This is a genomic window from Citrobacter sp. CK180 (assembly GCF_030333655.1).
Classification (GTDB): Bacteria; Pseudomonadota; Gammaproteobacteria; order Enterobacterales; family Enterobacteriaceae; genus Citrobacter_B; species Citrobacter_B koseri.
The window spans coordinates 1-18,629 of the sequence record NZ_JAOWFM010000056.1 but is presented as its reverse complement, the minus strand read 5'-3'; the positions used below and the strand labels follow the sequence as shown (position 1 = coordinate 18,629).

Genomic DNA, 18,629 nt, shown 5'->3' with positions numbered 1-18,629 from the left:
CAAATAACAAACTGGTAACGGTTGATTTATGTAACGAAGCAAATCTCACTGAGTAGTCTTAAGCAATAAGGCGCTAAGGAGACCGTAAATGGCTGATACAAAAGCAAAACTCACCCTAAATGGTGACTCTGCTATTGAACTGGATGTGCTAAAGGGCACACTCGGTCAAGACGTTATTGATATTCGTAGTCTCGGCTCAAAGGGGATGTTCACTTTTGATCCAGGTTTCACCTCTACCGCATCCTGCGAATCCAAAATCACCTTCATCGACGGCGACGAAGGCATTCTGTTACATCGCGGCTTCCCGATTGACCAACTGGCTACCGAGTCTAACTATCTGGAAGTATGTTACATCCTGCTGTACGGCGAGAAACCGACCCAGGCAGAGTACGACGAGTTCAAAACCACCGTCACACGCCATACTATGATCCATGAGCAGATTACCCGTCTGTTCCACGGTTTTCGCCGCGACTCGCATCCGATGGCCGTTATGTGCGGCGTCACCGGCGCGCTGGCTGCGTTCTACCACGACTCGATGGATGTGAATAATCCGCGTCATCGTGAAATCGCCGCGTTCCGCCTGCTGTCCAAAATGCCGACAATGGCGGCAATGTGTTACAAGTATTCTATCGGTCAACCGTTCGTCTACCCGCGCAACGACCTCTCCTATTCCGGCAACTTCCTGAACATGATGTTCTCCACACCGTGCGAAAACTATGAAGTTAACCCAGTGCTGGAACGCGCAATGGATCGCATTCTGATTCTTCACGCCGATCACGAACAGAACGCATCGACGTCAACCGTCCGTACCGCAGGCTCCTCCGGCGCGAACCCGTTCGCCTGCATCGCGGCGGGCATTGCCTCCCTGTGGGGACCGGCGCATGGCGGCGCGAACGAAGCGGCGCTGAAAATGCTGGTAGAAATCAGCTCTGTTAAACACATCCCGGAATTTATTCGCCGGGCAAAAGACAAGAATGATTCTTTCCGCCTGATGGGCTTCGGTCACCGTGTTTACAAAAACTATGACCCGCGCGCTACCGTCATGCGTGAAACCTGCCACGAAGTTCTGAAAGAGCTGGGCACCAAAGATGACCTGCTGGAAGTCGCGATGGAGCTGGAACACATCGCGCTGAACGACCCGTACTTTATCGAGAAGAAACTCTACCCGAACGTAGACTTCTACTCCGGCATCATTCTGAAAGCGATGGGCATTCCGTCCTCCATGTTCACCGTGATCTTCGCGATGGCGCGTACCGTGGGCTGGATTGCACACTGGAACGAAATGCACAGCGAAGGCATGAAAATCGCCCGTCCGCGTCAGCTGTACACCGGCTACGAAAAGCGCGATTTCAAGTCTGATATTAAGCGTTAATCATCCTGGCCATCGGGTAACACCGGTGGCCTTTATTATTTACTGAAACTCTGGCAACAATATTCATCTTGCCAATATAACCTTTATTACTCCAGTCACTCCCAATATATTACCACCGAAAAAATAGCTATTTCCTTTCACATAGCATCAATAGCTAATGCATTATTTGACCTTTAAAACCATTAGATCTTTAATCCGACACAATTATTGGATGCAGGTAAAGGCTAAATGGAATGGGCGATATTATTTACCTGAGAATCACAGGTGAGGAACAAGGAAACATTTCGGCGGGATGTGGAACATATTCGTCAACAGGTAATCGCTGGCAAAAAGGGCATGAAGACGAGATCTTCGTATTTTCGCTATTCAGCGCATTGAGTAATACAGGAAGAGGTATTAACCTTCAGGGACTCAGATTCAGCAAATTAATCGATAAAAGCACCCCGCTATTTTGTAATGCAATCACTAATAATGAAAGACTGTTCATTGAAATTGATTTCTGGCGAATAAACAGAACGGGGCGATGGGAACGCTATTATTATATTCAACTAAGAAATGCTTCTGTAAGAAGTATTCAAACGCATGTGGCCCTTAATGAGCTGGATACCGAAGAGATTGCGGTATCATATGATTATATTCTTTGCAAACACCTCATCGCCAATACCGAATTTGACTACCTGGCATTTCCCGCTGAATATAACCACTTGTTTATGCCGCAGCGCCCTCAATCGGTAAGTTCCCCCAGACCAGCGGCAATAAAAATCACGCCCCCCAGCCAACACCTCCCAAAAATCACACCGGTCTATGCTAAATCCTACCTGAAAGCGAAAGGATGTACGGACGCCGGGAACACAGAAGAACCGGCAGAAAACTTCGGCCAGATGGCGATCTTTGCACAATCTTCAGTCGATGATTGTTGCGAATATACGCAGCCCACAGAAGCCTCAGCCATACCGCTGGCTCTGGGCGGACTGGCGCAGGTGTGGGGGGAGTGGCCGCTTAGCGGTACGCTCAGTGCGACAAGAGCGATACCTTATGTAGGAGCACTGGCTTCCGCTCTGTATATATCATCCGCTGGCGAAGGCAGCGCGCGCGTTCCCGGGCGTGATGAATACTGGTACGAAGATACCCTCAGACAGAAAGCGCTAGCCGGAAGTACCGCTACCACCCGGGTACGCTTTTTCTGGGGTGCCGACACTCACGGCGCACCGCAGGTCTATGGCGTACATACAGGGGAAGGTACCCCTTATGAAAACGTCCGCGTCGCGAACATGGTGTGGAATGATGAACATCATCGCTATGAATTTACGCCTGCCCACGACGTAGACGGGCCGTTAATTACCTGGACACCGGAAAACCCCGTGACTGGTGATTTACCTAATCACACCGGAAGCAATGTTCCACCGCTTGATCAGCCAACCATTCTGGTGACACCTATCCCGGATGGCAAAAATGAGTACACCACGCCACCGTTCCCGGTGCCGGATGTCGCCGATTTTAACGATTATATTCTGGTCTTTCCGGCCGATTCAGGCATTCAGCCGATATATGTTTATCTTCGTGAAGATCCGCGCAAACAACCCGGCACGGCAACCGGTTACGGCGAAATTTTACCCGAAAATAGTCGTTGGCTTGAGGCCGCCAGTTCAGGGCTGGGAGCGCCGATACCTGCACAGGTCGCAGATAAGCTGCGAGGAAGAACGTTTCGCAACTTTGACCATTTCAGAAAAGAGTTCTGGCTTGCGGTGTCGGAATGCCCTGAACTGATGTCACAGTTTAGTAAATCGAATCAAACCAGAATTCTTAGTGGCAACGCACCATTTAGCATTCCTTCTGAACAGGTAGGAGGCAGACCATGGTTTGAAATTCACCATCTTGATTTTATTATTAATGGTGGTGCAGTCTTTGATATGGATAATATGCGCGTTAACACTGTAAAAAATCACATTAAAAATCACTCAAATAAGTAGAGAGGATACACATGGAACTAAAACAACGTCTTGAAGACTACACTGAATCCGAATTCATAGAATTCCTGAATGAATTTTTTGAAAACCCTGGCAATCTGAAAGGAAGAGAATTTGAATCTCACTCTAATAGGCTAGTCAAACACTTCGATAAAATCGTGGATCATCCTGAAGGTAATGGTTTGATTTTTTATCCCCCGGATGACAGGGAGGACAGTCCACAAGGCATCATTGAAGAAATTAAAAGATGGCGCAAATCTCAGGGACGCCCATCATTCAAAGACTCTGAGTAAATACGAGGCCCTGTATTTAACAACACATTAGAAAAGTGAACATATGATTCATTTTAAACAAAAACTCGAAGACTACACTGAATCCGAATTCTTAGACTTCCTAAATGAATTCTCCGCAAACCCGCGCTACCAGGGAGAAATGGACCGTGAATCTTACATCGACTCATTAGTCGATCATTTCGATAAAATCGTGGATCATCCTGAAGGCAATGGTTTGATTTTTTATCCCCCGGATGACAGGGAGGACAGTCCACAAGGCATCATTGGAGAAATTAAAAGATGGCGTAAATCCCAGGGACTTCCCCCGTTCAATCACAGAAAAAACTCAGATACAAACCTAAGGAAATTCAAATGACAATACTGGTTACGGTTCAGGCTCAGCTCATTGTGGGTGAAGCGCAGGTGATAGAGAGTCTGGCCCCCGAAGGTTCATTTGCAGCAGTGTTTGAAGACGATGGAAAAACGGGATATTTCTATGCCCTTGATGAGTCTGTTGATGGTAATCCTATCAGAGATGCTCTACATATCTACAATACAGAAGACGTTTCAGACGGGCATATCCCGTCTGATGTGAAGATCGGTTGGTCAGAAGACAGCAGGAAATGCGTGCTTTTAATTAATAATTATCCGCATGGTGTATTTGATTTTGAATCTAAAAATGGATACTGCCGAAGTGGCTTCCCACCCCCAATCAATCAGGAATGGTCTGTTTCAGGTCACAACTGGAATGATACCGTTGATGATTTTTTCAGATGATTTGTGAATAACCCACAGGTGTCAGGCATATCAATACTGTCGAGGTAAAATTAAAGTATCCTCCTGTCAGTATAAAACAGTACCAGACACCTGTTATTCAGTTCTGGTTTAGCCCGCTTTTATTGACGCCTGATATTTTTTTCAGCGTACTTTTTCTCTATGCTGTATCGATACACTTGATTGGATACCGCCTGGGAGCACAGGATGCCGGTTTTGCAGTGGGGTTTGTTGTTCCTGCTATCACTCCTTCTTTCGCTGGCTTTTCTCTGCATCCACCTCCCGGCGGCGCTGCTGCTCGGCCCGATGATTGCCGGTATCGCATTCAGTCTGAAAGGCATTACGCTGCAACTCCCCCGCTCCACTTTTCTCGCAGCGCAGGCCATTCTCGGCTGCATGATTGCGCAAAACCTTACTGGTTCGATTCTCACCACGCTGGCGGTGAACTGGCCGGTGGTGTTAGCCATTCTGCTGGTGACGCTGCTCTCCAGCGCAGTGGTCGGCTGGCTGCTGGTGCGCTACAGCTCACTGCCAGGCAATACCGGCGCATGGGGTTCCTCCCCCGGCGGCGCGGCGGCAATGGTGGCGATGGCGCAGGACTACGGCGCGGATATCCGCCTGGTGGCGTTTATGCAGTACCTGCGGGTACTGTTTGTCGCAGGCGCCGCCGTGCTGGTCACGCGGCTGATCCTCGGCGACAGCGCAGAAGCGGTCAGCCAGCAGATTGAGTGGTTCCCGCCGCTGAGCGGCAATCTGTGGAGCACGCTGCTACTGGCTGCGGTTGCAGGCTTCGCCGGGCGCATATTGCGCATTCCTTCCGGTACGATGCTGGCACCGATGATCGTCGGCGCATGGCTTCATGCAGGCGGCATGATCGTGATTGAACTGCCGGAATGGCTGCTGGCGATTGCGTATATGGCCATTGGCTGGCGCATCGGATTAGGGTTCGACAGGCAGGTCTTTTTTATGGCGCTGCGTCCTCTGCCGCAGATTCTGGCCTCCATCTTTGCCCTGATGGCGATTTGCGCGGCGATGGCCTGGGGACTCGCCCACTACATGCAGATTGATTTTATCACCGCCTGGCTTGCCACCAGCCCCGGCGGGCTGGATACCGTGGCGGTGATCGCCGCCGGTAGCAACGCCGACATGGCGCTGATTATGGCGATGCAAACCCTGCGGCTGTTCAGCATTTTGTTGACCGGGCCTGCGGTTGCCCGTTTTATTTCAACCTATGCGCCGAAACAGCCGCAGGCATAAAATGTTTAATTTAAATTATATTTAAACCCAACCCTGATCTGGTATTCGTTTTTGGTGTCATCACCATCTTTATATTCATCCAGATAACCTAATTCAAAGAAGGGATAAAAACGCGGCGTTGCATGGAAGTTAAAAACAAAATTATGTTGCAGCGTATGGTTTTTACCATTCGCATATTCAAATTTATCACCATGCGTTTTACTGTAATATGTCGGATTATATTGCACCCAAAAATCTGGCGTAAAATATTTGGTCAGATAAATATCAACGCGATGTTCCGAAGAGTCATCCCAGTCGCCCTGTAGCGTCTGGCTGTCGTGATTTTGATGATTATAGCGATAGCGTAAAACGGCACCCAGCGTTGGGTCGAAGTGATAACCAATGCCGAGGTAAGGATCGATACGCGAACCGGCGGACTCCCAATGAAAGACAACCCCAGGTTCAAGCCAGAAGTCGCTCTCGCCCAGCGGGAACGGCTTGTTAAACTCCGCTTCTTCGTAACTGCTTTTCCACTGCTCCATATTCTTACCGAGATCGGAGTCCGTCTCAAAACTCCAGTACATTCGGGCGAAAATACTGTTCGGGTCCTGCACCACGCCTGTCAGCATCAGTCGTTGTAAAAAACGCTCGCTGGCCGTACGATATTGTGTGCGTGGCGCAAAATAAACCGTCGTGAACGGTTTTTCTTTTGCCTGTGGCACCGTCGTTGAATGACTGTTATTGTCCGCAAAAACGCTGGCGGAAGGCATGACCAGTGCAGCCGCTAATAGGGCTGTATTCATATTCTTACTTTGCATTATATTTTCCTTGCAGAAACAGAGATAAAATCTCCCCCTGCTAACTGAATAGCATTATTATTCAACAGGAGGAGTGGGATATTACCAGTAACTATTCCAGCATGACGTTGCGCGGGTAATGGCCTCCATCAGGAAATAATCACCCCAGGCACAGCATTCATTCACGCCGACGTTACCTTTAAAATAATAAACAGAATGTTTTAATAATCCTTCGCCTTCTTTGTGCTCCAGATTGAGATAGCCGTCGAGCATCCGCTCAATCATTCGCAATGCCAGCGCCTCATAACTTTCGCGATCGGGATGAGTCGCCGGAAGCTGTTTTACCAGCTCCAGCAAGGCGCAGGCGAGAATCGCGCTGGCAGAACTGTCTTTTTCGCTGTTGGGATCGGTCAGCGCCAGATCCCAGTAACAGACCAGGTCTTCCGGCAAACGGTTAATAAAATAGTTTGCCAGCGTCTGGCTCAATTCCAGCAGTTTCTCATCCCCGGTATAGAGGTAGTTCAGCAGAAAACCATACACGCCCCATGCCTGCCCACGCGACCAGCAGGAATCGTCGGAGAACCCCTGATGGGTATTGCCAAAACGTGGCTCACCGGTGTGAACATCCATATAGTACGTGTGAAACGTCGAGCCGTCCTCGCGCACAATATAGCGTCGCGCCTGCTCAATATGGCTTTTCGCCGCCTGTGCATAGCGCGGGTCGCCCGTTGTCGCGCTGGCCTGATACAACAACGGCAGATTCATATTGCAGTCAATGATCATCCTCCCCTGCTGTTCCGGGTTATCCAGCTCGCCCCACGCCTGAATAATGCCGCACTTGTCGTGATAGCGCTCCATCAACACTTCTGCCGCCTGCTGAGCGATATATATTGCCTCCCGGTTATCGGTCAATTTGCTGGCAGCCACGCAGGAAAGGCTGTACAGAAACCCGAGGTCATGGTGGTTAGTGTGGTCGCGCTTTGCGATACGTTCGCCAAAGGAGCGAACATGCTGCCCGGCTAACGCGCGATATGCGGCATTCCCTGTCCACTCCCATGCCAGCCACAGTTGCCCGGTCCAGAAACTGGTCGTCCACTCCTGATTATCGATAATCGGATAGATACCGTTTTTACATGCCGCGTCGGGAAAACGCTGGCCGAAATAAGCGCTGTTACGATCAACAGCCTTTAAAATCACCGGCAACGCATGACGAATTTTCTGCGCGATAGCAGCGCGCTCGCCGCGCTGTAGCGCAACAGGGACAATCGTTTCTTTACGGATAGTTGCAGACATAATTCTCTCGTTTTCTTTACTTTAATGAATGGCTTCTTGCCCGTGGGCAGGGATGGCGGTGTTTTTTTTATGCTGATAGCAGGGAGATAGCGTGATGGCGGAGATCCCGGTAAATATCAGCGCGATGATGCCCATAATCAGATAGGTGTGCTCAAAACCGATCTTCTGGTAGGCATACCCGGCAGGCGGCGCCACCACGATAGAGCCGACGTAAATCATGGCCTGATAACCCAGCAGATACATCGTGGCGTTGACGCGCTTGTCGAAGTGTTCGGCGATATATTTGAAAACCGAGACCAGAATCAGCGCAATTTCAATCCCATACAGCGGTTTCACCAGGCAGATAATCAGCGGATCGTTAGTTAACCCGGAGATAATCAAACGCAGGCTGATCACCAGCCCTGTCAGGAGCATCCCCTGCTTGGCGCCGATGCGGTTAATGATGGCGGGCACCAGCATCATGCCGAAGAACTCGGCGGCGGACTGCGCGGTGCTCATATAGCCAAACATGGCGTTTCCTTCCTCTTTGGTACTGAAGAAGGTGACGAAATAGCGAGAGAATTGCTGCTCGGCAATAAACATCATCCATGCCACGCCCGCGATATACAGGGAGAAGGTCCAGAACTTTTTATTACGCAGCAGCTGGAACACATCGCCAATGACAATCTTCTCTTTCGACAGAACGTTGTTTTCTTCCTGACCAAAGTGATCGACCTTCAGCGTCAGCAGCACCGCGAACATGCACAGCGCGGAAACGGTGCTGATAACAAAGTTGATTTTGGGGGAGATATTGTAGAGATAGCCGGAAAACGACGACGCCGTCGCCCAGCCCAGCGCCGCCCACATGCGGATACGGCCAAACTCCATGTCATACAGACGGCTGAAACGGTCAACATACGACTCTTCTGCCGCCACGCCCGCATACCAGCCGAGGCTGAAAAACAGCGCGCCGACAATCATTCCGCTGACAAAATGGGTTTGCAGCAGCGGCAGATAGCACCAGATGTAAAACGGCGCCATCAGTGCCGAAACAATACAGACAAAATAGAGCAGGTGTTTTTTCATGCCCATTTTGTCCATGATGTAGCCGTAAACGGGTTTGATAATCACCGCAAAAACGCCGTTAACGGCAAACACCGTGCCGATTTCCACGCCATCCAGCCCGGCTTTATCCCCCAGCCAGATAGCATACAGGCCAAAACTGGCCGCCCAGGTAAAGGTAAACAGAAATACAAACAGACTCAGCTTGATGTAAGCCGAACGTGTCGACTGAACAGGGTTCATCATTATTTTCTCCGCATCAGCGTCAATTATTTTATTTCCAGCGTTTTCGAGTTCAGCGTCAGCACCTGATTGACACGATCGAATGCCATGACCACCGGCGGCGGCAGCGACGGAGACATCGTGGCGTTAACGCTACAGGCCAGCCAGTGAGTGCCCGGCGTGAGCGTCGTGCCGAGACAGGGGATCTCTCCAGGAGAGGCATACAGAATGTTGCTGTTCGGCGGGGTGGTGACGACCAGCGGCTGGCGTTCAGCCAGCAAATCCTCGATCTGACACACGCCGGAAGTGGTACTGAGAGTCAGCCCGTTTTTTGCCATTCGGGTCGTCGTCAGATGATGGCGATTCAGTGCGAATCCGCCTTCCACGCAGTCGAGCGTGCGTGGGGTTACAACGCGATGCAGCCGGAGATGTCCCTGCTCATGCGGAATAAGCCAGGTGGTGACGCTGACATCCGGCCAGGGGCGCCAGACGCTTCGAAGCCACGCTGGCGTCATCTCCACCGCATCACACTCGCGACGCCCGCGCCAGTAGCCGTCCTGCTCACTGAACATCAGCGTCGAGTCACAGGCGGCATGGTTCAGACCATACACGCCGCGTTCAAGGGTGAAACCAAAGTGGCTGGAATAGGCGAACTTGCAGTATTTGGCGTCGAAATTGACGAAGTTATTGCGATCGTACTGCCCGGACATCAGCATCCAGACGTGATGGTTATCCTCCGCATGAACAATAAACTGCCCGGCTTCCGCTATCGGGTGAACCGTCTCCAGCGCAGGCAGCGGCGCAGGTTCCGCCTGCCAGAACGCACTCTCTTGCGGCAGCGCCAGAATCAGCAATGCCTTACATGCCCAGTACGGCGAACCGGGGCTGTTGTAATCTTCGGTCATCACCAGATTCGGGTATGTGTACCCCAGCGTGAACAAACCATCCGGGCCGATAAACGGTTGGCTCAGCCACCAGTCGATATGCCGCAGGATTAGCCCTTTGATAACCGGTACGCTAAACACATCCAGTCCGGTATATGCCACCGCACTCCAGAATGCGACCTGTACGAAGCGATAAGTCAGGCTACGGCCAAAGGGGATCGCATTGCCGTCACCGGTAAAGTAATGGATATAATCTTTCGCGAACTGACGCGCGCGCTGACGATAGCGCAGACAACGTTCGGGATCAGCATCCTGCATGAAGTGGCTGTACAGCAGGCTGTAAAAGTGAAACCCGCTGGAGATGTAGTAGTCGCGCGGCTTACCGGCGCCATCGGCGTACCAGCCGTTGCCAAGCCAGAACGGTTCAATGGCATTCAGATGCTTATCAATTACCATCATGTCGTAATGCCGCCCGACGCACTTAAGCCCCACCTGCACCAGCACCGGGAAGAAATGCCAGTTGTTATCGGGGATCTGAATGTCGGCGCTCTGGCGTAACCAGCGCTCCAGATTGTTTTGCTCGTCGGTGGAGAGCGCTGACCAAAGCCCCGTTCCCGGTAACGCCAGCGCCAGGCCAAACGCCGCCATTTCGACGCATCGCTGATCGTTATCCGCCAGAGAACCCCAGTAATCAGGATGTTCGGGATCGCAGCCGTGACGAATACCGTCGATAAACGTCTCGCGAAAATCATCGGCTTCGCCACCGCTCAGTAACGGCGCCAGCAGCCACAGCAGACGGGAGAAACCTTCCATTCCGGCGACATCCGCCGGGTAGTGTGCAGACGTTTCTCCGGCGTCCAGACGCGTGTTCCCTCGCCTCAAATGGGGGATGGCTGACGCCAGCCATTGTTGCGCCAGTCCGACATATTCTTGCCTTATTCTCATAATGAAACCTCGTTTCATTTGATAAATGTTGGACGCATAATAAGGATTCAGACGGACAGACAAATGTGATAATTGTCGTATTTTCGGACAACGTCGGTGATGAATAACAACATTCATCCTCTTTTAGCGACAAAAATTCGATTAGAGTGATAAAAGTTTAAGTTTATTCACATTGCGGGAGGGGCGGGCAGAAATGCAGCGAATGGAAGACAGCAGTTATCTTGAGAATATCAACCTCAACGATAAGTCGATTTACTTTAACCGCATGAAGAATATGCCTGCCAACTACTACCACTGGCATCAGTGTGTGGAGATCCTGTCAGTTTCTCAGGGAGTTGGCATCGCGCTAATGGAGCACCAGCAGTACACCGTTAAACCGGGGCGCATTTTTATTTTTCCGCCGGGAAAGCTGCATAAGGTGTTTGTCGAGCAGGACGATCGTAATGTTTATCACCGTACAACGCTGCATTTTAATGGCTCAATTATTGAGCAGTACCTGCGGGATTTTCCGCGTCAGCAAATGTTGCTGCGTCAGCTCTGCGGTCGGGGAGAAAAGGCGCGGGTATTTGATGTCGGCGACGTACAGCCGGTGATTGAAACGCTGCTGAGCCGTTTTGAAACGCTGGTAAAAAGCAAAACGTTCAGCGTCAGCGACAGCGCATTTCTGGTGATGCAGATTATCAGCCTGCTGCCGCATCAGGAGCAGGCGACGGGATACAATACCTTTTCGGTCAGCATTATCCGTTGGATAGAAACCCATTTTCACCAGCGCTGCTCGCTGGACGATATCGCCCGCGAGATGGGCTGCTCGCGCGGACATGCCTCACGCCGCTTTCACGAGGAAACGGGCGGCACCATTCAGGAGTATCTGATGATGCGCCGTATCCGTCAGGCATGTGAATTGCTGCTGCACACCAACAGCTCAGTGCGTGAGATTGCCGAACAGGTCGGTTTCTCCGAGTACGCCTGGTTTATTACCTGTTTTCGCAAGAATATGGGTAAAACGCCGTTGCAATATCGCAAAACGTATTCCCCCGCCTAGTTTCCACGCTGGATGGTCTGGCCTGTAAGCCGGATAAGGCGAAGCCGCCATCCGGCGCGTTGACGAATTACGTCTGGCAGTGTGGACACCAGTAGAACGGGCGCGAGGAGAGCGTCGTTTTCTCAATAATGCCGCCGCAGCGCTCGCAGGCTTCGCCGTCCCGGTGGAACACCTTAAAGCGAAACAGCGCGCCGTGATGCGTGTTCTCATCCGCCTGACCGCGCGTGGTATAAGAAAGACGCGGGATATCGAGCAGCGCATGAGATAACGCCTCCAGCTGTTGGTCGCTGAGATCTTTCGCCTTATGCTGCCCCGTCAGCCCTACCTGCCAGAGAATTTCCACACGCAGATAGTTGCCCAGCCCGGCGAGAAACGCCTGATCCAGCAACAGCCCGGAAAACTGACGATTACGAAAACGCGCAGAGAGCAGACGCGCTTTTACATCATCGGGCGTCAGCCGCGGGTCCAGCACGTCCGGCCCGACGCGTTGCAGAAACGGGTGGGTGGCGAGCTGTTCCGGCGTCAACATTTCAATGTCGGACGCGCTGTAAAGCAGAATGGTTTTATCCGCCGTTTGCAGGTTAACGCGTAATACCCGGGTGGTTGCCGGGATGTTCCCCGTCTCCACTACTCGCCATACGCCATACAACTGGTTATGGCTGTAGAGCGTCAGCCCCTGCGAAAAGTGGGTCAGCAACGCTTTCCCCCGCGTTTCGATATGGGTGACCGTCTGCCCAATCAGCGGCGATTCATACGGTTTTAACTGCGAAAAGGCAAACCAGACATCCGTCAACGGTTTGCCTTTGATCGCCGCCTCCAGGTTATCCGCCGCACGACGGATCTCCGGGCCTTCAGGCATAGTTCTGTCCTTTGTTAGTGAGTTGCTCCGCCTGTTACTGCAATATCAGTTTCCACATGAAGCGCTGTGACAATGGCGATTTCCAACGCCTGACGCACCGTTTCCGCCGCCATGCTGGGCGCACCAGGATGTGCCGCCGCCTGTTCCGGCAGATAAGGAATATGGATAAATCCACCCTTCACGTCCTGAATATCGCGCAATTTATGCAACAGTCCATACATTACGTGGTTGCAGACAAAAGTGCCTGCGGTCTGAGAGACCGATGCCGGAATCCCCGCTTCGCGCATCGCCGAGACCATCGCTTTGATCGGCAGCGTGCTAAACCAGGCTGCCGGGCCTTCCGCCACAATGGGCTCATCAACCGGCTGCCTGCCGCGGTTATCGGGGATACGCGCATCGTCAATATTAATCGCCACGCGCTCCACGGTAATATCCGTACGCCCTCCGGCCTGCCCTATCGCCAGCACCAGCACCGGGGATAACGCGTCAATCGCCGCATTCAGCACGGTGAGAGAGTCGCCAAAGACGCAAGGGAGCTGGCGGGCCACCACGCGACACCCTGCGATAATAGCATTGTCGAGACGCGAGACCACTTCCCAGGAAGGGTTAACCTGCTCGCCGCCGAAGGGTTCAAACCCGGTGATTAATACCGTCTTCATCCTTCCTCCTTACAGAAACATCAGGAAATACATCAGAAACACGTTAACCAACAGCAGCACAATACCGGTCGGCACCTGCGCTTTAATCACCGCATTTTTATCCGGCAATTCCAGCAGCGCCGCAGGCACGATATTAAAGTTTGCCGCCATCGGCGTCATCAGCGTTCCGCAGTAGCCGGAGAACATGCCGATTGCCGCCATCACCGCCGGGTTCCCGCCATGTTGCAGCACCAGGATTGGAATCCCAATCCCCGCCGTCACAATCGGGAATGCGGCAAAGGCGTTCCCCATCACCATCGTCAGTAGCGCCATACCGATGGTGTAGACCGCCACGGCGATAAAGCGGCTATCGACGGCAAGATATTCCTGGGTGAGATACGAAATTCCGCTGCCGACGCCTGCCGCGGTAAATAACAGCCCTAACGTGGCGAGGATCTGCGGCAAAATGAACGCCCAACCGATGGAATCCAGCAGACGACGCGCTTCCTGAATCGGCTGGTGCACCTTCTCATGCGTCATCTTTATCGCCATTCCCAGACCAATCAATGACCCCACAGTCATGGAAAACAGCGTCACCAGCGTGGCGTGATTGCCCGGCCCGAACAGCGCCTCCTGCAATCCGGGAACATGGTTGAACATAAGCACGCCGATCACCGTGACCACCGGGATCGCCAGCGCCGGATAAAACAGGCGGTTGCCCAGACGACTGGCGCTTTCCTCACGCTGTTCGCGAGTTCGCTGGTGATAGCTTCCCAGCTTCACGCCGCCAAAACCGGCAATCAGCGCCATCACCACCACCGCCCCACCGACGGCGATGTTAACCATGCGTTTGTCGCCCACCAGCTGATAAGTCCAGTCGCCGAGCAGGAACAGTACGCCATAAACGCCCCAGAATAACCCCGTCGTCAGGCGACGCGGGTTGGCTTTGTCCTGCCACGACATGACGGCGACAATCAACAGCACCACACCGGCCAGCCAATAGAGATAGCTTTGTTGAAAATTCATTTCGCCTCTCCTTTGCTCATCGCCGCGCTGACTTTCGCCACTTCACGTTGCAGATAATTGTCCAGACGCCACAGGCGCGCGCCGTGAATCAGAAAAGCGCAGATCGCCGTCGGAATCCCCCACAGCGCAATATGCAGCGGCTCGGTCTGAATCCCGCCGGACTCCAGCATGAAGTTGTGCATAAAGATGATGGCGCCAAAAGCCACGAAAATGTCTTCGCCAAAAAACAGCCCGACGTTATCGGTGGCTGCTGACATTGCCCGCAGCCGGTAGCGAACCGTGCCTGGCAGTTCCCCGTGTATTTTCTCTGCCGCCCCTTCCGCCATCGGCGCCAGCAACGGACGCACCATTTGCGGATGGCCGCCGAGACTGGTCAGCCCCAGCGCTGCCGTCGCTTCGCGGACAAACAGATAGACAATCAGCAGACGTCCTGCCGTGGCGCTGCGGATTTTCGCGATCCACGCCTGCGCGCGCTCTTTGAGCCCGTGACGTTCCAGCAGACCGATAACCGCCAGCGGAATCAGCAGAATAAAGGGCAGGTTACGGGTATTGAGGAACCCTTCACCCAGTTTTTCGAGGATCGTGGCGATCGGCATCTGCGCCGCCAGTCCCGTGACGATCCCGGCAATAATGACCACTAATACCGGGTTAAAGCGTAAAAGAAATCCAGCCACAATGACGGCGATACCCATCAGTGGCCAGAGAGAAATTGCGTCTCCCATGATCCGTTCCTGTCAGTCGTGTTGCGTTGTTTTTATTTGCACAGCGCCTCTTCGGGCACTGTGTCAGCCTGGTTATTGGTTATGCCATAATCCTGATACTGCGTTCTTCAAACGCCGCGCGCAAACGACGGGCAAAAGCGAGTGCGTGCTCGCCGTCGCCGTGAATACATACCGTTTGCGCCACAACGTTCGCCCATTCACCGGTAATGCTTTTCACTCTACCGGATTCCACCATGCCCAGCGTTTGCGCCAACGCGTGTTCTTCGTCTTCTACCAGCGCGCCCGGCTGGGTTCGCGGCACCAGGCTGCCGTCAGCCTGATACCCCCGATCGGCAAAAACTTCCTGACGCGTCGTCAGGCCATAATGCTCGCCTGCGCGAATCAGTTCGCTACCCGCCAGCCCGACCAGAATCAGCGACGGATCGCAGGCATGTACCGCTCTGGCGATGGCATCCGCCAGCTGTGGATCTTTCGCCGCCTGGTTGTACAACATACCGTGCGGTTTGACATGACGCATAACGCCGCCTTCCGCGCGGGCTATCGCCGCCAGCGCGCCGATCTGGTACAGCGTCTGGGCGTAGACGGTTTCCGGCGGTAACGTCATGGCGGTGCGGCCAAAGTTTTCCCGATCCGGGAAACTGGGATGCGCGCCAATCGCTACACCGTTTTTCAGCGCTTCGCGCACGCTCGCCAGCATGGTTTGCGCATCGCCCGCGTGAAATCCGCAGGCGATGTTGGCGGATGACACCAGTTGCAGTAACGCCGCATCGCTGGCGCACCCTTCTCCTAAGTCTGCGTTAAGATCAATATTCATCGTTGAGTCGCCATGTTAACTGTTCCAGATAACGCTGCTGATCGTGACGCGCCTTAAGCGCCTCCTCCAGCGTACACTGAACAAAATGGATCGGTTGCCCGAGAGGGATCTGCGCCAGATGATACATATCCGCCTCAATGATGCAGGCGATACGCGGGTAGCCGCCGGTGGTCTGGGCATCGTTCATCAGCACGATCGGCTGACCATTATGCGGCACCTGAATAACGCCCGGCAGCAGCCCGTGCGACAGTAACTCACGTTCGGTGGTACGTTTCAGCGGTTGCCCCTGCAAACGATAGCCCATACGGTTACTTTGCGGGCTAAGCTGCCACGGCGAGCGCCAGAACGCCTCCTGCGAGGCCGCTTCAAACTCCTGGTATTCCGGGCCAGGCAACGCGCGAATCCGGTTCCCCCACAGCAGCTGTTTAACGCCCTGCGGGCCGCTGAACTGGCGTTCTGACCTTCCTGTCGCCAGCCGATCGCCATCTTTTAACAAGCGCCCTTCCAGCCCGCCAATGCCGACTTTCAGGTCGGTGCTGCACGACCCCATCACTTCAGGCACGTCAATGCCGCCCGCCACGGCCAGATAGCTGCGCATTCCGTGGAGCGGGCGCTTCAGCGCCAGACGCTGCCCTGCTTTCACCGGCAGCCGCCAGCCGGTCCAGACCGGTTGGTCGTCCAGACGGGCCTCGCACCCGGCGCCGGTCAATGCAAACCAGCCGTCGGATTCAAATTCCACCACCAGTTGGCCGAGCGTAATCTCCAGCGCCGGAGCACTGGCGTCATTCCCCACCAGCAGGTTCGCGATATGCAGCGCCGGTTTGTCCAGCGCGCCGCAATGGCTAATACCGGACTGACGATAGCCGTGTCGTCCCCCATCCTGCACTGAGGTGTACATACCCGCGCGAATAATGTTCAGCATACCCCCTCCTTCTGCGGGACAAAGCGTATGGTGTCGCCCGGACGTAACAGGATGGGCTCATCCCGCTGTGGGTCGAACAGCTTCAGCGGCGTATGGCCGATTAGTTGCCAGCCACCCGGCGTCGGCAGAGGGTAAATCCCGGTTTGCGGGCCGCCAATCCCCACGGAACCCGCCGGAACAATCAGGCGCGGTTCTGCCCGTCTTGGCGTGTGTAATTGTTCCGGTAAGCCCCCGAGATACGGGAAGCCCGGCTGAAAACCTAAAAACCAGACGACGTACTCTACTGAAGCGTGCAGTTCAACCACCTGCTTCACGCCCTGAGACATTCGACAAGCTTTTTATGGCTTCAGTAAGGGCGAGTGGCGCGCTTCGAGAGCCAGCAAATATTTTGCTTCATCGTACTGGGTTCTGGCCTTCCAGCAGCGGTAAATGATCCTTATCCATTTGAACGCCAGTGCCCGGATCGCAGACTGATGAGATTTGCCCTTCTCTCTGAGGCCCTGATAATACAGTCTGGCCCAGTATGATGAATTAACCGTCTTGGCAGCCCATTCAACAAAGGTTTGCCTGACGAACTTGGCACACTGCCATCGCCAGTGAACCCAGGATTTCTGGCCACTTCGTTCTGTCACCGGTGCAATACCTGCGTAGTTTTGAATTTCTTCAGCGCTGTTAAACCGGTCACGGTTATCACCAAGTGCAGCAAGCATTCGTGGGCCCATACACGGCCCCATGCCCGGAAGTGATTTGAACAGCTCCGCATCTGGCAATGTGTCAAACAACGCTTCGATTCGTTCGTCATAGGTTTTGATGATTTCACTCACGACTTTAATTTGTGTCGCCAGTGCTGTTGCCATCAAAGCATTAGCCTCTATAACGCTCGGGTCTGTAGTCAATGGGATCGCGTTATCAATACTCGCAACACGTTGCTCGGTAAGAGCCATTGCGCGGCCACCTTTGGCATTCAGAAAGTTGCGGATCGTGTCGCGCCTCGCTCGTTTCAGTTGTTGCAGACTGGGCCACCGGATAATCAGCTCACACAATAGTAAGCTACCCCGATGTGAGAACCACTCCAGTGGCTGAGGATAATACTGTTTAAGTGTGTTGATTATCCGGTTCACAAAACGGCGTTTATCTTCAACCAGCTGACGGCGCTGCTCAACCAGTTGCTGGAGTAACCGGATATCCGCATTGTCGGGTTCAATGGCTTTTATCTTTTGGGGATAACGCAGCATTAACTCTAATGCCAGCTCGGCATCCTGCGGGTCATCTTTAGCGCCGCTGGGCGAGAAGGCCTGCCGGTAACGAGCCAGGGACAAAGCGTGGACGGGGAAAACGGTGATAAATGGATATTTCTGAAGAGCATACACCACGGGACCTTTCTTCAGCTCAACGGCGATAGCGATCCTGCCTTTTACCTTCTGGTGTAACTCGGTAAGCCAGACATCAAGTGCTTCCGGCGTATGTTCAATCACATGGAATGTGCGTTCACCGTTTTTAAACTGAACACAGACATCGTGCTTTTTATCTGCCCAGTCCAGACCAACGTGCGCAGCAAATTGATTAGTCGCAGTCATCACCAACTCCTTTTTATCGGGGATTGGTATGCATTCCACGCTCTTCGAAAGAAATATAGCCAGCAGTTTATCTGCATGCCCTGAGTATTCGTTAGCGAACGTGGAGCACCCACTGGCTCGAAAGAAAAGCGGCGATCATCACGTGATTCTCGCTCAATATTCGTAACCAGTAAGCGCATACCCTGAATCACTTAAAGTGTAATTCTCAGGGTGCGAATGACTATAT

18 protein-coding genes and 1 pseudogene are annotated in these 18,629 nt (G+C 53.1%); 7 read left to right on the top strand and 12 right to left on the bottom strand.

Annotation, left to right across the window (positions count from 1 at the left end; genetic code table 11):
* The first annotated feature begins 88 nt into the window (after positions 1–88).
* The 6 genes from OGV50_RS21150 (at position 89) to OGV50_RS21125 (ending at position 5,642) form a co-directional block, all read left to right on the top strand.
* Entirely contained in the window at positions 89–1,372 is a 1,284-nt protein-coding gene (locus OGV50_RS21150; RefSeq protein WP_012133280.1) for a citrate synthase, read from the top strand.
* A 233-nt stretch (positions 1,373–1,605) separates the two neighbouring features.
* Positions 1,606–3,342 carry a type VI secretion system tube protein TssD gene (gene tssD, locus OGV50_RS21145; protein WP_200092092.1) on the top strand — a complete coding sequence of 579 codons (1,737 nt, stop codon included), beginning with the start codon at positions 1,606–1,608 and terminating at the stop codon, positions 3,340–3,342.
* Between the two features lie 11 nt (positions 3,343–3,353).
* The gene (locus OGV50_RS21140; RefSeq protein ID WP_049011593.1) at positions 3,354–3,632 is read left to right on the top strand and encodes a bacteriocin immunity protein; all 279 of its coding nucleotides are present in this window, start codon (positions 3,354–3,356) and stop codon (positions 3,630–3,632) included.
* A gap of 43 nt (positions 3,633–3,675) precedes the next feature.
* The gene (locus OGV50_RS21135; protein ID WP_104868913.1) at positions 3,676–3,987 is read left to right on the top strand and encodes a bacteriocin immunity protein; all 312 of its coding nucleotides are present in this window, start codon (positions 3,676–3,678) and stop codon (positions 3,985–3,987) included.
* Complete coding sequence (locus OGV50_RS21130) at positions 3,984–4,388, top strand: DUF2251 domain-containing protein (RefSeq protein ID WP_049011595.1); 405 nt, start codon at positions 3,984–3,986, stop codon at positions 4,386–4,388. Before OGV50_RS21135 ends, OGV50_RS21130 begins: the two co-directional genes overlap by 4 nt.
* A gap of 204 nt (positions 4,389–4,592) precedes the next feature.
* Positions 4,593–5,642 carry an AbrB family transcriptional regulator gene (locus OGV50_RS21125; RefSeq protein ID WP_012133286.1) on the top strand — a complete coding sequence of 350 codons (1,050 nt, stop codon included), beginning with the start codon at positions 4,593–4,595 and terminating at the stop codon, positions 5,640–5,642.
* A 5-nt stretch (positions 5,643–5,647) separates the two neighbouring features.
* Here OGV50_RS21125 and OGV50_RS21120 read toward each other — a convergent pair whose 3' ends face one another.
* The 4 genes from OGV50_RS21120 to OGV50_RS21105 form a co-directional block, all read right to left on the bottom strand.
* Positions 5,648–6,439 carry an oligogalacturonate-specific porin KdgM family protein gene (locus OGV50_RS21120; RefSeq protein ID WP_114847766.1) on the bottom strand — a complete coding sequence of 264 codons (792 nt, stop codon included), beginning with the start codon at positions 6,437–6,439 and terminating at the stop codon, positions 5,648–5,650.
* A gap of 81 nt (positions 6,440–6,520) precedes the next feature.
* Positions 6,521–7,711 carry a glycoside hydrolase family 88 protein gene (locus OGV50_RS21115; protein ID WP_114847765.1) on the bottom strand — a complete coding sequence of 397 codons (1,191 nt, stop codon included), beginning with the start codon at positions 7,709–7,711 and terminating at the stop codon, positions 6,521–6,523.
* Positions 7,712–7,732: 21 nt separating this feature from the next.
* Entirely contained in the window at positions 7,733–8,998 is a 1,266-nt protein-coding gene (locus OGV50_RS21110) for an oligosaccharide MFS transporter (protein ID WP_012133289.1), read from the bottom strand.
* Between the two features lie 23 nt (positions 8,999–9,021).
* Complete coding sequence (locus tag OGV50_RS21105; RefSeq protein ID WP_233594351.1) at positions 9,022–10,803, bottom strand: DUF2264 domain-containing protein; 1,782 nt, start codon at positions 10,801–10,803, stop codon at positions 9,022–9,024.
* A gap of 193 nt (positions 10,804–10,996) precedes the next feature.
* Between OGV50_RS21105 and OGV50_RS21100 the strand changes: the two genes are divergently transcribed.
* The gene (locus tag OGV50_RS21100; RefSeq protein ID WP_058668776.1) at positions 10,997–11,845 is read left to right on the top strand and encodes an AraC family transcriptional regulator; all 849 of its coding nucleotides are present in this window, start codon (positions 10,997–10,999) and stop codon (positions 11,843–11,845) included.
* 67 nt (positions 11,846–11,912) lie between these two features.
* Here the strand turns inward: OGV50_RS21100 and nei are convergent, their stop codons facing one another.
* The 8 genes and pseudogenes from nei to OGV50_RS21060 form a co-directional block, all read right to left on the bottom strand.
* Complete coding sequence (gene nei, locus OGV50_RS21095) at positions 11,913–12,704, bottom strand: endonuclease VIII (protein ID WP_071259717.1); 792 nt, start codon at positions 12,702–12,704, stop codon at positions 11,913–11,915.
* Between the two features lie 14 nt (positions 12,705–12,718).
* The gene (gene pcp / locus OGV50_RS21090) at positions 12,719–13,363 is read right to left on the bottom strand and encodes a pyroglutamyl-peptidase I (protein WP_012133293.1); all 645 of its coding nucleotides are present in this window, start codon (positions 13,361–13,363) and stop codon (positions 12,719–12,721) included.
* 9 nt (positions 13,364–13,372) lie between these two features.
* Positions 13,373–14,368, bottom strand: coding sequence for a DUF979 domain-containing protein (locus tag OGV50_RS21085; RefSeq protein ID WP_115181838.1), 996 nt, complete (start codon positions 14,366–14,368; stop codon positions 13,373–13,375).
* The gene (locus OGV50_RS21080; protein WP_012133295.1) at positions 14,365–15,090 is read right to left on the bottom strand and encodes a DUF969 domain-containing protein; all 726 of its coding nucleotides are present in this window, start codon (positions 15,088–15,090) and stop codon (positions 14,365–14,367) included. The genes OGV50_RS21085 and OGV50_RS21080 overlap by 4 nt, the downstream gene beginning before the upstream one ends.
* A 79-nt stretch (positions 15,091–15,169) precedes the next feature.
* Positions 15,170–15,904: a 5-oxoprolinase subunit PxpA gene (pxpA, locus tag OGV50_RS21075; RefSeq protein WP_047458118.1), complete on the bottom strand. Its 735-nt coding sequence runs from the start codon at positions 15,902–15,904 to the stop codon at positions 15,170–15,172.
* Complete coding sequence (pxpC, locus tag OGV50_RS21070; protein ID WP_200092080.1) at positions 15,894–16,826, bottom strand: 5-oxoprolinase subunit PxpC; 933 nt, start codon at positions 16,824–16,826, stop codon at positions 15,894–15,896. The genes pxpA and pxpC overlap by 11 nt, the downstream gene beginning before the upstream one ends.
* Positions 16,820–17,137, bottom strand: a pseudogene (pxpB, locus tag OGV50_RS21065) (5-oxoprolinase subunit PxpB); the annotation flags it as partial. The gene pxpC and the pseudogene pxpB, both read right to left, overlap by 7 nt.
* A gap of 27 nt (positions 17,138–17,164) precedes the next feature.
* Positions 17,165–18,403, bottom strand: coding sequence for an IS110 family RNA-guided transposase (locus OGV50_RS21060; RefSeq protein WP_003030308.1), 1,239 nt, complete (start codon positions 18,401–18,403; stop codon positions 17,165–17,167).
* Positions 18,404–18,629 lie beyond the last annotated feature (226 nt).